Below are 12,130 nucleotides of genomic sequence, written 5' to 3' on the forward strand. Positions count from 1 at the left end.
CGGCCGTGGCCGCCGGTTCCTGGCCCAGCGTGAGCTGGGCCACCTGCTGCTGGTTCAGCGCTGGCCGCGCAGGGCGGCGATCACCGGGGCCACCTGGGCGTCGCGCTGCAACTGCGCGCCCACCGCCTGCAGGGCCTGGGCCAGCGCCTCGGGCGTGTCCTCGCGCAGGGTGGCGTGGCCGACCTTGCGGCCTTCGCGCGGCTCCTTGCCGTAGTCGTGCCAATGCCCGCCGGGCTGCGTCAGCACCGGCGCGGCATCGGGCATCGCGCCGATCCAGTTGAGCATGCAGGCATGGCCGCGCATCCGGGTGGACCCGAGCGGCAGCCCCAGCACCGCGCGCAGGTGGTTCTCGAACTGCGAGGTCTCCGCGCCTTCGATGGTCCAGTGGCCGGAGTTGTGCACGCGCGGTGCCATCTCGTTGGCCAGCAGTTCGCCGTCGCGGCAAAACAGTTCCAGCGCGAACACGCCCACGTACTGCAGGCGCTCGGCCAGGGCACGCGCGTGCGCCACCGCCGCCCGCTCCAGCGCGGCATCGGCCTGCGCCGGCGCCAGGCTGGCCGAGAGCACGCCATGCACGTGCCAGTTCTCGGTCAGCGGCCAGGTGCGGAATTCGCCGTCGCGGCCACGCACCGCCACCACGCTGACCTCGCGCTGGAACGGCACGAACGCCTCGGCGATCAGGCCCACGCTGGCCGCCAGCGCGCCCAGCGCCTCCCAGGCCGCATCGGCATCGGCGGCGGAGGCGATGCGGAACTGGCCCTTGCCGTCGTAGCCGAGCCGGCGGGTCTTGAGGATGCACGGCGTGCCGACCAGCGCCAGCGCCGCGTCCAGATCGGCGCGGGTATCGATCGCGGCGAACGCCGGCACCGGGATGCCGAGCTCGCGGAACAGGGTCTTCTCGGCCAGGCGGTCCTGCGCCACGGCCAGCGCGTCCGGGCTCGGGAACACCGGCACCTGCCCGGCCAGGGCGGCGGCGCTGTCCGCCGGCACGTTCTCGAAATCGAAGGTCGCCACGTCGACCGCGTCGGCGAACGCGGCCAGCGCCGCCTGGTCGGCATAGTCGCCGACCCGCAGCGGCGCGACCTGCCCGGCACAGGCATCGGCCGCCGGATCCAGCAGCGCGAAGCGCAGGCCCAGCGGCACACCGGCCACCGCCATCATGCGCGCCAACTGCCCCGCGCCCAGAATGCCGACGGTGGTCATTGGCGCGGATCGTCCTTGGCCATCACCTCGTCGGTCTGGCGCTGGCGGAACTCGCCCAGCGCGGTGCCGATCTCGGCATGGTCGTGCGCCAGCATGGCCGCGGCGAACAGCGCGGCATTGGCCGCGCCGGCGTTGCCGATCGCGAAGGTGGCCACGGGGATGCCGGCCGGCATCTGCACGATCGACAACAGCGAGTCCATGCCGTTGAGCGCCTTGGACTGCACGGGCACGCCCAGCACCGGCACCGCGGTCTTGGCCGCCAGCATGCCCGGCAGGTGCGCGGCGCCGCCGGCGCCGGCCACGATCGCGCGCAGACCGCGCCCGGCCGCTTGCTCGGCATAGGAGAACAACACGTCGGGGGTGCGGTGCGCCGACACCACCTTCACTTCATAGGGCACGCCCAGCGCATCGAGTTTCTGCGCCGCATGCTGCATGGTCTCCCAGTCGGAGCGGGAACCCATCACGATGCCGACGAGCGGCGCGGTTTGCTTGGAGGTCATGGCCGTCCCCTGCCTTAAAGACGTATTCTAGCCGTCTTCCACGCAAGACGAAGACCGGATGGACCGCAAACTGCTCGACCTGCTGTGCTCGCCCGACACCCGCCAACCGCTGGCGCTGCTGGAGGCGCGCGGCCTGGAGGCGTTGAACCGCGCCATCGCCGCCGGCGGCGTGCAGCGCGCCGATGGCAGCGCGCAGGCGCAACCGCTGCGCGAAGCCCTGATCACCCGCGACCGCAAGCAGGTGTTCCGCGTCGACGACGGCATTCCGGTGCTGCTGGCCGAAGAAGCCATCGGCACCGCCCAGCTCGCCGACTTCCCGGCCAAATGAGCCGCGACACGGCGCCGCCGCAGGCGCCCGCCGCGGACCTGATCGCCGCCGACGTCGCGCGCGCGCTGGCCGAAGACCTCGGCAGCGGCGACGTCACCGCCGCGCTGTTGCCCGACCGCGCCGACAGCGCCTACCTGCTGTGCAAGCAGGACGCGGTGATCGCCGGCCGGCCCTGGTTCGATGCCTGCCACCGCGCGCTGGACCCGCAGGTGCGGATCGACTGGCAGGTGGCCGAAGGCCAGCGCGTGGCCGCCGGCACGGTGCTGGCCCTGCTGCACGGGCGCAGCCGCGCCCTGGTCAGCGCCGAGCGCGCCTCGCTGAACTTCCTGCAGACCCTGTCGGCCACCGCCACCGCCACCGCCGCCTACGTGGCCGCGGTCGCCGGCACCGGCGCGCGCATCCTGGATACGCGCAAGACCCTGCCCGGCCTGCGCCTGGCGCAGAAGTACGCAGTGCGCTGCGGCGGCGGCAGCAACCACCGCATCGGCCTGTACGACACGGTGATGCTGAAGGAAAACCACATCCACGCCGCCGGCTCGCTGTCCGCGGCGGTGGCCGCCGCGCGCGCGCAGTGGCCGGCGCTGCCGCTGGTGGTCGAGGTGGAAACCCTGGAGCAACTGCGCGAGGCGCTGCAGGCCGGCTGCGACCGCATCCTGATCGACGACTTCACCGCGGAACAGCGCCGCGCCGCGGTGGCGATCGCCGCGAGCGCCCCGTTCCACCGCGCGATCCCGCTGGAAGTCTCCGGCGGCGTCGAACTGGACGCGGTGCGCGCGATCGCTGCCGATGGCGTCGACTGCATCTCCATCGGCGCGCTGACCAAGCACGTGCAGGCCGTGGATCTGTCGCTGAAACTCGGCCCGCCGCCGCCGCCACCGCCGCCGCAATAGCGACAGCGCCGCGCCGCAGCGGCCGCTGTGGCGCATCCCATGCTGGTAGCGGAGGTGGACGCATCCAGGCGTACCCACGGCGCCGACGTCGATGCTTCCAGCCTGGCTGGATGAGGCCCGTCGCTGATCGATGCTTCCAGCCTGCCCGGATGGGGCCCATCGCTGAGCGCAGGCCAAGACACAGGTGCTGGACGCTTAGCCCCCTACGCCGACAACCACCGGGACACCACCCGCCTCCGCCGCACGCCGCGCCCTACACTTCACGGCCTCGCCAACGCCGCTCTGCGACGCTGCGCGCTCCTCCTGCCCGCCGAGTTCGCCGATGTTCCGCCCCTGGTTCGCGCTGCTGTGTGTCGCCGCCCTGTTTCCTGCCGGCCGCGCCGCGGCCGCGGAAGTCTGCGATCTGCCGCCGCGCTTCGGCCTGACCCCGGCGGCGGTGGCGATCGTGCGCACCGCCTGCAACGAACACCGGCTGTGGTGGCGCCCGTTCATCGATCGCAACGGCCGCCTTGCCGGCCTGCGCGTCACCGAGGCCGAACGTGCCGACCTCGCCGATGACGGCATCGAAGCCTGGCAGCGCGTGGCCGCGTACTGGCGCGACAGCGGCACGTTGGGCGCGATGGGACGGTTCGACGGCGCCGAAAGCTGCCAGCAGCTGGACGGTTCGCGCTACCGCGAGAACGACTGCCGCGCCTTCCTCGTCGACAACCCGTGGTCGGCGGCCTTCGTGTCCTACGTGATGGTGCGCGCCGGCGTGGCCGGCTTCCACACCTCGATCCGCCATATCGACTACATCCGCGCCGCCTATCAGGCCGGCGCCGACGGCCTGCCCTATCGCTTCGCCGACCCGCAACAGGAAAAGCCTGCCCCCGGCGACCTGCTGTGCTTCCTGCGCGGACGCCGGCAGCCGGTCGGCACCACCGGCCTGCGCGAGGCGCTGGCGCGCGGCCGCCCGCTGCCCTGGGAATCGCATTGCGACATCGTGGTTGCGGCCAACGTCGGCGGCGACCAGACCCTGTACCTGATCGGCGGCAACGTGTTCAACGCGGTGACCATGCGCAAGCTCAAGCTGGACCGCAGCGGGCGCCTGCAACTGGATGCGCCGCTGGCGCAGGACCAGAACGACGAAGGCGCCGCGCTCGAATGCACGCCTGGCCATGAGGAACTGTGCGACTTCAACCGCCAGGACTGGTCGGCCCTGCTGAAGCTGCAACCGCAGGCGCAGCTACTGCCGCCGACCCTGCCCACCACTCCTGCTGCAGCGCCGATCACGCCGCCGACCGCGACTCCAGCAAGCGCGGCACCCGGCACGCCTGCAGCACCGCCCACCGCCCCGAACACGCCGCCCCCGCCACCGTTGCCCGCCGCAGTGCCTGCTCCGCCACAACCCGCCGCGCCCGCCAGCAAAGACGCGCCCAAGACCGAGCCGCAGTCCTAGAGCTGCGACGCAGCGTCCAACCGCGACGTCGCCGCCTCCAGAACAGGAGTCGCGCGGATGCGCACCTGCGCGCTCGACGCGCTGTGCAAGCGTTGCTCGGCAGGATGGTGGTTGCCAAAGCCCTTCGGCTCGGTGCCCCGAAGCCCCTGCAGGTGCGCAACCACGCGGCACCGTCCGGCAGTGCATCGCCCCGGCAGCCGCCGACCCACCTGCCAATCCCCAATCCCGAATCCCCAATCCCAGCCCCACACCAGATTGCCCACCTACCGGCGCCTCGCTACAGTGGCGCCATGCCCAGCCTGATCCTGTTGATGATCGCCGGCGCGGCGGTGTTCGCGTTCTGGAACGCCTCGCGTGCCGCCGCCGAACGCGCCGAAATCCTTGGCCGCAATGCCTGCAAGGCCGCCGACGTGCAATGGCTGGACCAGAGCGTGCATGGCACCGGCCTGCGCCTGCGGCGCCTGCCCAGCGGCTGGCTCGGCTTCGAGCGCAGCTTCCGCTTCGACTATTCCTACGACGGCACCGACCGCCACAGCGGGCGCCTGGTGCTGCTCGGCGATCAGCTGATCGCGTTCACCGGGCCGTCGGTGGCCAGCGTGAGCAGCCTGCAGGACGTCCGCGCGCAGCGCGACTGAGAGCCATGCACCACGGCTGCGCAGCGATGACGTGCGGCCTCTCATGCAGCGGCAAAGGCGGCGCGCGACCGTTTCGCCATGCCACCTCGAAATGGACGGCGACTGCTGGGATCTATCCGCCTTTCGTAGCAGCGGCTTCAGCCGCGGCGGGCGTTACCGGTCACGGCTGTCGCGGCTGAAGCCGCTCCTACGCCAGAACGCCGTGCGCGATGCGCGCACAGTGGAAACACCAACACGCGGGTACTGCGCGCGGCCACCGAGGCCGCGCATTGCCTGCTTACTTGACCACGCGCAGGCGCGGACGCTTGCCGGCGTCGTCGGAACCGCCCGGCCGCGGCGGTGGCGGGGTGTCGTCGCCCGGCGGCTCGCTGGCGCCGTGGATGTCGTCCGGCAGCGCCATGCCCTGCCCGGTCTCGCGTGCATAGACCGCCAGCACCGCGGCCATCGGCACCTGCACCGGGTAGCTGACGCCGCCGAAGCGGGCGGTGAAGCTGACCCCGTCGTTGTCGATCTGCAGACGCACCACCGCGCGCTCGGCGATGTTCAGCACCACCCGCCCGTCCTTGACCGCGCTCGGCGGCACCTGCACGCCGGGCAGGCCCGCATCCACCAGGATGTGCGGGGTCATGCCGTTGTCGTTGATCCATTCCACCAGCGCCCGCAGCAGGTACGGGCGATGGCTGGTCATGCGGGAAGTGTCGTCGCTCATGCGCCCATTCTACGTGCCGGCGCGCAACGCCGGTACAGTTCCAAAGACAGCGGGGACCGTGCGGCGGATAGCATCATGCCGGCAGGTCGCGCAGTTTCTTTTCCTGGTCGGTCAGGCTGCGGATGAACCCCGGATTGCGGAAGATGCGGTTGCCGTAATCCTCGATCGCCTTGCCGTCCTTCGGCAGCGGGATGTCCAGTGCCTGCAGGCGCCAGATGATCGGCGCCATCGCGCAATCGGCCAGGCTCATCTCTGGATTGAGGAAGAACTTGCTGGCCTTGAACAGCGGCACCGAGGCGGTCAGCAGTTCCTTCAGGCGCTTGCGTCCGGCTTCGGCCTGGGCCTTGTTGCCGAGCTGGATCGCCTGCACCTGCGGCACCCAGTCGTGCTCGATGCGCAGCATCGCCAGGCGCAGGCGCGCGCGCGAGAGCGGGTCCACCGGCATCAGCGGCGGATGCGGGTAGCGCTCGTCCAGGTACTCGCTGACCACCGAGGCGGCGTACAGCACCAGCTCGCGCTCCACCAGCGTCGGCACCGAGTGGTAGGGATTCAGGTCGATCAGGTCTTCCGGCGGATTCTGCGGATCCACCGCCACGAAATCGTAGGTCACGCCCTTGGCCGCGAGCACCAGGCGGACGCGGTGGCACAGGACATCATCCGTGGAGGAAAACAACGTCAAGGTATTTCGCATGCGCAAACTCGCCGCCATTCAAGGCTCTCCGACGGCCGGAATCCGCCGGCCGCATCGACGCCGCCCGCACATTGCGGACGGTCGTCACGGCCCCTGAGTGTGCAACCCTCGCTCACAAAAGCCAATAGGATGAACAGGGGATCGGCTCAGCAACGGTGCAGCCGGGGCGCGGCCGAAACGGCCGCCGCTCAATGCACGTCCTTCCAGTATTCCTTCTTCAGCAGATAGGCCAGGAAGGTCAGCAGCGCCAGGAACAGCACCACCCACACGCCCAGGCTCTGCCGCTTGAGCGCCGCCGGCTCGCTGGCGTACTCGAGGAAATTGCTGATGTCGCGCACCGTCTGGTCGAACTCGACCGGGCTCTGCTTGCCCGGTGTGGCCAGCTGCAGCCGCTCCACCGGCTTGTCCACGCCCGGCTGCTCGGCCTTGCCGTAGACCGGCTGCTGCAGGCCCTGCAGGTCCCACAGCGGATTGGGCATGGAGGCGTTGGCGAACAGCTTGTTGTTCCAGCCCAGCGGCCGCGACTGGTCGAGATAGAACGACTTGAGGTAGGTGTAGACCCAGTCGGTGCCGCGCACGCGGGCGATCAGACTCAGGTCCGGCGGCGCCTTGCCGAACCACTTGGCCGCCGCATCGTGCGGCATCGCCGTCTCGATGTGTTCGCCGATCTTGGCGCCGGTGAAGTTGAGGTTGTGCATCACCTCGTCCTCGCTCAGGCCCAGATCCTCGGCCATGCGCTGGTAGCGCAGGTACTTGAGCGAATGGCAGCCGGAACAGTAGTTCATGAACAGCTTGGCGCCGCGTTGCAGCGAGGCGCGGTCGCCCAGGTCGTTGCCGGCCTGCAGGGTGGCGCCGCCCTCGGCCGCCATGGCCGAGGCGGACAGCAGCAGCGCCGAGGCGACGCCGGCGAGCACAGCGATCAGGCGCTTAGTCATGGCTGCTCACCCGCTCCGGCACCGGTTTGGTTCGATCCAGCGAGGTCCATATGGGCATCGTCAGGAAGAAGGCGAAATACAGCACGGTCAGCGCGCGGCCGATGTAGGTCTCGATGATCTCGGTGCCGGGGCCGGAGCCGATCACGCCGAGCCAGACGAAGCACACCGCCAGCACCCCCAGCATCACCCGCGAGATCCAGCCGCGGTAGCGGATCGACTTGACCTTGGCGCGGTCCAGCCACGGCACCAGGAACAGGATCGCGATCGCCGAGAACATCACCAGCACGCCGCCGAGCTTGTTCGGCACCACCCGCAACATCGCGTAGTACGGGGTGTAGTACCAGACCGGCTTGATGTGCTCCGGCGTCACCAGGCGGTTGGCCTCGGTGAAGTTGTCGTGCTCCAGGAACAGGCCGCCGAAGTCGGGCGCGAAGAAGATGATGAAGGCGCCGATCATCAGCAGGAAGCCGACGCCGACCATGTCCTTGACCGTGTAGTACGGATGGAACGGGATGCCGTCGGCCGGCTTGTTGGCGTTCCAGCGATTGCCCTTGGGCCCCTTCTTGATCTCCACGCCGTCGGGATTGTTGGAGCCAACCTCGTGCAGCGCCCCCAGGTGCAGCACCACCAGCAACAGCAGCACCAGCGGCAGCGCGATCACGTGCAGGGCGAAGAAGCGGTTGAGGGTGGCGTCGGACGGCAGGTAGTCGCCCATGATCCACTCGGTCAGGCCGTTGCCGATCACCGGGATCGCGCCGAACAGCGAGATGATCACCTTCGCGCCCCAGAACGACATCTGCCCCCAGGGCAGCACGTAGCCCATGAAGGCTTCGGCCATCAGCACCAGGTAGATCAGCATGCCCAGGATCCACACCAGCTCGCGCGGTTTCTTGTAGCTGCCGTACATCAGCCCGCGGAACATGTGCAGGTACACCACGATGAAGAACAACGAGGCGCCGGTGGAGTGCATGTAGCGGATCAGCCAGCCCCACTCGACGTCGCGCATGATGTACTCGACCGAGTTGAACGCCTCGGCCGCGCTGGTCTTGTAGTGCATCGTCAGGAAGATGCCGGTGACGATCTGATTGACCAGCACCACCAGCGCCAGCGAACCGAAGTAGTACCAGAGGTTGAAGTTCTTGGGCGCGTAGTACTCGCTGACGTGCTTGCGGTAGAACGGCATCAGCCCGGGGGCGCGCTCGTTGACCCAGTCGAACACGTTGCCCGCGGTGCGGGTGAGGATGTTGTCGGCCATGACTTACGCCCCTCCCTTCGCGGATGCGCCCGGATCCACGCCGATCACCAGCGTGTTGTCGTCCTGGTAGTGGTGCGGCGGCACCAACAGGTTGATCGGCGCCGGCACGCCCTGGAACACGCGGCCGGACATGTCGAAGCGCGACTTGTGGCAAGGGCAGAAATAGCCGCCCTTCCAGTCGGGGTCGTAGGGTTCGGGGCGGATCTCGGCGACCATTTCCGGCGAGCAGCCCAGGTGCGTGCACAGGCCGACCAGCACCGAGACGTCGGGCTTGATCGAGCGGTACTCCGGGTTCTTCAGCACATAGTCCGGCTGCTGGTCCTTGTTGGTGGACTCCGGATCCTTGAGCCGGCTGTCCAGCGACGGCAACGCGTCGAGCATCGCCTTGGAGCGCTTGACGATCCAGATCGGCTGGCCGCGCCACTCCAGGATCAGGCGCTGGCCTTCCTGCAGCGCACTGATGTCGGCGGTGACCGGCGCGCCGGCCAGCTTGGCCTTTGCGCTCGGATTCCAGGACTTGATGAAAGGAACCGCGACGAACCCCGCGCCGACCGCGCCCACGACGGACGTGGTGGCGGTGAGAAAGCGGCGGCGTCCTGCATTTACAGAATCGTTGACCCCATCGTTGGCCATCCGGCACTCCGATCTGTGATTGGGTAGCGTGAGGCTGCCAGCAGCTCGGTGGGGGTCGAGCCGCACTGAATCCACTGCAGTGTAGCGGAACCCTTAACGCGTCGACAATGGAGTCCGGAACGCCCGCGCCAAGGCCGCGGACGGGCTCAATGCGCGGTCGCCAGCACGCCGCGGTAGCGCTCGGCGAGCACGCCCACCCGTTGCACGTAGCGTTGGGTCTCGCTGTACGGCGGCACCCCGCCGTGTTTGTCTACCGCGCCTTCGCCGGCGTTGTAGCCAGCCGCGGCCAGGCTGAGGTTGCCGTTGAAGCGCTTCAGCAGCCACGCCAGGTACTGCACGCCGCCGCGAATGTTTTGCGCTGCATCATACGAATCGCTGACGCCGAAGCGGCGCGCGGTCGGCGGCATCAATTGCATCAGCCCCTGCGCGCCGGCGCGGCTGAGCGCCATCGGGTTGTAGGCGGATTCGGCATGAATGATGGCGCGTACCACGGCTTCGTCGACGCCGTACTCGCGCGCGGCCGCGGCGATCTCGCTCTGGTAGGCGGTGGTGTTCAGACGCACCGCACCGAAGTTGACCCCGGGATTGGCGCAGGCGTAGCAGGTCTCCATGAAGCTGTAGCGGATCGTGCGCACCGCGCCGAGATTGGCGACCTGGGTCGGGCGCGCGCTGGTGTAGTGGCGTACGCCGTCCTTCATGTACGAGTACAGCTGGCCGCTGACCAGGCGGCGTGGCGCCCCGTTGTTGCTGGGCGGTACCGGTGCGACCCGGTTGGGCACGGCGTTGGCGGTCACCTGGGCCGGGGCGGCGACCGGCGCGCTGATCAGCGTAGCCGGTGCCACGGTGCCGGCGGTGGCGATGACGCCGCGGCTGGGCGGCCGGTCGGTGCTGGCCCTGGCCGGCGCCGGTGTGGCACGCGCGGCGCGGCGATCGGGGGTGTAGCGGCCGATCACGCTGCAGTTTGCGCCGGACACGCGCTTGCTGCCGTAGCTGGGCACGCCGTCGCTGCCGGTGCACTTGTACAGGGTGCCGGCGCTGGCCGGCGCAGCCGTCAACGTGGCGAGTCCCAGCCCCAGGAGCCACAGCATCCCCTTCATGGCGGCGAGTGTCCCAACTTCCCCGACGCTTGCCAAGTGCGCGCCACCCCAGGACGGCATGGCGAGCTAGGCGGCGGCAGGTCCAGGTACCTGTTCCGCAGGCACGGGCGCCGGCAACTGTTCCAGCAACGCGTTCAGCACCGCGCGCAACGCCGTCCGCACCTCGGGCGTGGCCTCCAGGTCGGCGAACGGCACGCCGATGGTCAGCAACTGCGCGGCCAGCCACGGCACCGCGTCGGCCAGCAGCGACAGCCGGCAGTGGCCGTCGGCCTCGTCCTGCAGGGTGCCGCACCACAGCGGAATGCGCGCGCCGAGGTCGGCGGCGTTGCCGCGCAGCCGCACGCTCAGGGCGTAGCCCAGCGCCTGCGGGCTGTAGCGGATCGCCGCGTCGACAATGGCCGCCGCGTCCTGCGGCGGCAGGCGCAACGCCACCGCCGCCCCAAGCTGCAAGGGCGCCGCGATGCGCTCGGCGCGGAAGGTGCGCCAGTCGGCGCGATCGCGGTCCCAGGCCAGCAGGTACCAGCGGCGGCCGGCGTTGACCAGGCGCAAGGGTTCGACCAAGCGCTGGCTGGCGCGGCCGCCGTGGTCGCGGTAGGCGAAACCGAGCAGGCGCCGGTCGCGGCAGGCGCTGGCGACGCCGATCAGCACCCGCGTGTCCGGCCGCAGCGGGTCCTGGCCCAGCGCCATGGTCGCGCCCTGCAAGGCCTCGGCGCGCTGGCGCACCCGCGCCGGCAGCAGCGGCTCGAGCTTGGCCAGTACCCGCACCGCGGTGTCCTCCAGGCCGGCCATGCTGGCGCAGGCGGCGCGCAGCGCCACGGCGACCGCCACCGCCTCGTCCTCCTCGAACAGCAGCGGCAGCATCTGCGCGCCGGCGGCCAGCCGGTAACCGCCGCCCACCCCAGCCGCCGCCTCCACCGCATAGCCCAGCGCACGCAGCCGCTCCACGTCGCGGCGCAGGCTGCGCCGGTCCACGCCCAGCCGCGCGGCCAGCTCGGCGCCGGACCACAGCCGGCGGGTCTGCAGCAGGGCGATCAGGCGCAACAGGCGGGCGGCGGGCGAGGACATCGGGACACGCTATTGCGGACAGGATCTGTCCGCAATGGGGCCTAGGCTGTCCGTACCGACCACCCAGGAGCCGCGCATGGCCGCCGACCGCCACATCACCCTGTTCCACAATCCGCAATCGCGCTCGCGCGGCGTGCTGATCCTGCTCGAGGAGCTGGGCGCCGACTACGCCATCGAGCGCATCGACTTCGATCGGCAGGCACAACTGGCGCCGGCGTACCTGGCGATCAACCCGATGGGCAAGGTGCCGGCGATCGTGCACGCCGGCGCGGTGGTCACCGAGCAGGGCGCGATCTACCCCTACCTGGCCGACCTGTATCCCGAGGCCGGGCTGGCGCCACCGATCGGCGACCCGCTGCGCGGCCCCTATCTGCGCTGGCTGGCGTTCTACGGCGCCTGCTTCGAACCGGCGCTGGTCGACCGCGCGCTCAAGCGCGAATCGCCGCCGCGGGCGATGTCGCCCTATGCCGACTGCGACACCGTGCTGGCGGTGGTGGACGCGCAACTGGCGCGCGGCGACTACCTGCTCGGCGCGCGCTGCAGCGCCGCCGACGTGCTGTGGGGCAGCGCGCTGGGCTGGATGCTGCAGTTCGGCCTGCTCGACTCGCCGGCGCCGACCCGCGCCTACGCCGCGCGGATGGCCGAGCGGCCAGCGGTGCAGCGCGCGCTGGCGGTGGATGCGGCGGCCGGCTGAGCCCAGCGCAGCCGCGCCGGCACGGGTAAACTATTCGGCTTCCCCAGCCACCCGCCT

Annotated in this window: 14 protein-coding genes; 5 read left to right on the plus strand and 9 right to left on the minus strand. The window is 70.3% G+C overall.

Going from position 1 to position 12,130, the window contains the following annotated elements:
* Positions 1 to 54 precede the first annotated feature (54 nt).
* Together M3U25_RS17815 and purE are read right to left on the minus strand one after the other, a co-directional pair.
* Complete coding sequence (locus M3U25_RS17815) at positions 55 to 1,203, minus strand: 5-(carboxyamino)imidazole ribonucleotide synthase (protein ID WP_355496477.1); 1,149 nt, start codon at positions 1,201 to 1,203, stop codon at positions 55 to 57.
* Positions 1,200 to 1,703 carry a 5-(carboxyamino)imidazole ribonucleotide mutase gene (gene purE / locus M3U25_RS17820; protein WP_355496474.1) on the minus strand — a complete coding sequence of 168 codons (504 nt, stop codon included), beginning with the start codon at positions 1,701 to 1,703 and terminating at the stop codon, positions 1,200 to 1,202. Before purE ends, M3U25_RS17815 begins: the two co-directional genes overlap by 4 nt.
* Positions 1,704 to 1,761: 58 nt before the next feature.
* On the opposite strand from purE, the gene M3U25_RS17825 reads away from it, so the two are divergent.
* The 4 genes from M3U25_RS17825 (at position 1,762) to M3U25_RS17840 (ending at position 4,994) form a co-directional block, all read left to right on the plus strand.
* Positions 1,762 to 2,031, plus strand: a complete 270-nt coding sequence (locus M3U25_RS17825) for a Trm112 family protein (protein ID WP_010342118.1) — start codon at positions 1,762 to 1,764, stop codon at positions 2,029 to 2,031.
* Complete coding sequence (gene nadC / locus M3U25_RS17830) at positions 2,028 to 2,921, plus strand: carboxylating nicotinate-nucleotide diphosphorylase (protein ID WP_355496470.1); 894 nt, start codon at positions 2,028 to 2,030, stop codon at positions 2,919 to 2,921. The genes M3U25_RS17825 and nadC overlap by 4 nt, the downstream gene beginning before the upstream one ends.
* A gap of 322 nt (positions 2,922 to 3,243) precedes the next feature.
* Positions 3,244 to 4,359 (plus strand): DUF2272 domain-containing protein, encoded by a 1,116-nt coding sequence (locus M3U25_RS17835; protein ID WP_355496467.1) that lies wholly within the window; start codon positions 3,244 to 3,246, stop codon positions 4,357 to 4,359.
* A 290-nt stretch (positions 4,360 to 4,649) separates the two neighbouring features.
* Positions 4,650 to 4,994 carry a DUF3301 domain-containing protein gene (locus M3U25_RS17840; protein WP_019797482.1) on the plus strand — a complete coding sequence of 115 codons (345 nt, stop codon included), beginning with the start codon at positions 4,650 to 4,652 and terminating at the stop codon, positions 4,992 to 4,994.
* Positions 4,995 to 5,271: 277 nt separating this feature from the next.
* On the opposite strand, the gene M3U25_RS17845 is transcribed toward M3U25_RS17840, so the two are convergent.
* The 7 genes from M3U25_RS17845 to M3U25_RS17875 form a co-directional block, all read right to left on the minus strand.
* A complete protein-coding gene (locus M3U25_RS17845) occupies positions 5,272 to 5,703 on the minus strand; it encodes a ClpXP protease specificity-enhancing factor (protein WP_160945906.1) in 432 nt (143 codons plus the stop codon).
* Positions 5,704 to 5,776: 73 nt separating this feature from the next.
* Positions 5,777 to 6,412, minus strand: a complete 636-nt coding sequence (locus M3U25_RS17850) for a glutathione S-transferase N-terminal domain-containing protein (protein WP_010342124.1) — start codon at positions 6,410 to 6,412, stop codon at positions 5,777 to 5,779.
* A gap of 170 nt (positions 6,413 to 6,582) precedes the next feature.
* Entirely contained in the window at positions 6,583 to 7,329 is a 747-nt protein-coding gene (locus M3U25_RS17855) for a cytochrome c1 (RefSeq protein ID WP_355496461.1), read from the minus strand.
* Positions 7,322 to 8,584, minus strand: coding sequence for a cytochrome bc complex cytochrome b subunit (locus tag M3U25_RS17860; RefSeq protein ID WP_355496459.1), 1,263 nt, complete (start codon positions 8,582 to 8,584; stop codon positions 7,322 to 7,324). The genes M3U25_RS17855 and M3U25_RS17860 overlap by 8 nt, the downstream gene beginning before the upstream one ends.
* Positions 8,585 to 8,587: 3 nt before the next feature.
* Positions 8,588 to 9,217 (minus strand): ubiquinol-cytochrome c reductase iron-sulfur subunit, encoded by a 630-nt coding sequence (gene petA, locus M3U25_RS17865; RefSeq protein ID WP_160945904.1) that lies wholly within the window; start codon positions 9,215 to 9,217, stop codon positions 8,588 to 8,590.
* 146 nt (positions 9,218 to 9,363) lie between these two features.
* A complete protein-coding gene (locus tag M3U25_RS17870) occupies positions 9,364 to 10,314 on the minus strand; it encodes a lytic transglycosylase domain-containing protein (protein ID WP_355496454.1) in 951 nt (316 codons plus the stop codon).
* Positions 10,315 to 10,380: 66 nt separating this feature from the next.
* Positions 10,381 to 11,379 carry a WYL domain-containing protein gene (locus M3U25_RS17875; protein WP_355496451.1) on the minus strand — a complete coding sequence of 333 codons (999 nt, stop codon included), beginning with the start codon at positions 11,377 to 11,379 and terminating at the stop codon, positions 10,381 to 10,383.
* Positions 11,380 to 11,455: 76 nt separating this feature from the next.
* Between M3U25_RS17875 and M3U25_RS17880 the strand changes: the two genes are divergently transcribed.
* Positions 11,456 to 12,073, plus strand: coding sequence for a glutathione S-transferase family protein (locus tag M3U25_RS17880; protein WP_355496448.1), 618 nt, complete (start codon positions 11,456 to 11,458; stop codon positions 12,071 to 12,073).
* Positions 12,074 to 12,130: the final 57 nt, after the last annotated feature.

This window comes from Xanthomonas sp. PPL134 (assembly GCF_040595915.1).
In the GTDB taxonomy this organism is placed as follows: Bacteria; Pseudomonadota; Gammaproteobacteria; order Xanthomonadales; family Xanthomonadaceae; genus Xanthomonas_A; species Xanthomonas_A indica.

Bases quoted from the DNA above. Each gene is read 5' to 3' on its own strand.
- M3U25_RS17815 (WP_355496477.1), bottom strand. From the start codon at position 1,203: ATGACCACCGTCGGCATTCTGGGCGCGGGGCAGTTGGCGCGCATGATG.
- purE (WP_355496474.1), bottom strand. From the start codon at position 1,703: ATGACCTCCAAGCAAACCGCGCCGCTCGTCGGCATCGTGATGGGTTCC.
- M3U25_RS17825 (WP_010342118.1), top strand. From the start codon at position 1,762: ATGGACCGCAAACTGCTCGACCTGCTGTGCTCGCCCGACACCCGCCAA.
- nadC (WP_355496470.1), top strand. From the start codon at position 2,028: ATGAGCCGCGACACGGCGCCGCCGCAGGCGCCCGCCGCGGACCTGATC.
- M3U25_RS17835 (WP_355496467.1), top strand. From the start codon at position 3,244: ATGTTCCGCCCCTGGTTCGCGCTGCTGTGTGTCGCCGCCCTGTTTCCT.
- M3U25_RS17840 (WP_019797482.1), top strand. From the start codon at position 4,650: ATGCCCAGCCTGATCCTGTTGATGATCGCCGGCGCGGCGGTGTTCGCG.
- M3U25_RS17845 (WP_160945906.1), bottom strand. From the start codon at position 5,703: ATGAGCGACGACACTTCCCGCATGACCAGCCATCGCCCGTACCTGCTG.
- M3U25_RS17850 (WP_010342124.1), bottom strand. From the start codon at position 6,412: ATGGCGGCGAGTTTGCGCATGCGAAATACCTTGACGTTGTTTTCCTCC.
- M3U25_RS17855 (WP_355496461.1), bottom strand. From the start codon at position 7,329: ATGACTAAGCGCCTGATCGCTGTGCTCGCCGGCGTCGCCTCGGCGCTG.
- M3U25_RS17860 (WP_355496459.1), bottom strand. From the start codon at position 8,584: ATGGCCGACAACATCCTCACCCGCACCGCGGGCAACGTGTTCGACTGG.
- petA (WP_160945904.1), bottom strand. From the start codon at position 9,217: ATGGCCAACGATGGGGTCAACGATTCTGTAAATGCAGGACGCCGCCGC.
- M3U25_RS17870 (WP_355496454.1), bottom strand. From the start codon at position 10,314: ATGAAGGGGATGCTGTGGCTCCTGGGGCTGGGACTCGCCACGTTGACG.
- M3U25_RS17875 (WP_355496451.1), bottom strand. From the start codon at position 11,379: ATGTCCTCGCCCGCCGCCCGCCTGTTGCGCCTGATCGCCCTGCTGCAG.
- M3U25_RS17880 (WP_355496448.1), top strand. From the start codon at position 11,456: ATGGCCGCCGACCGCCACATCACCCTGTTCCACAATCCGCAATCGCGC.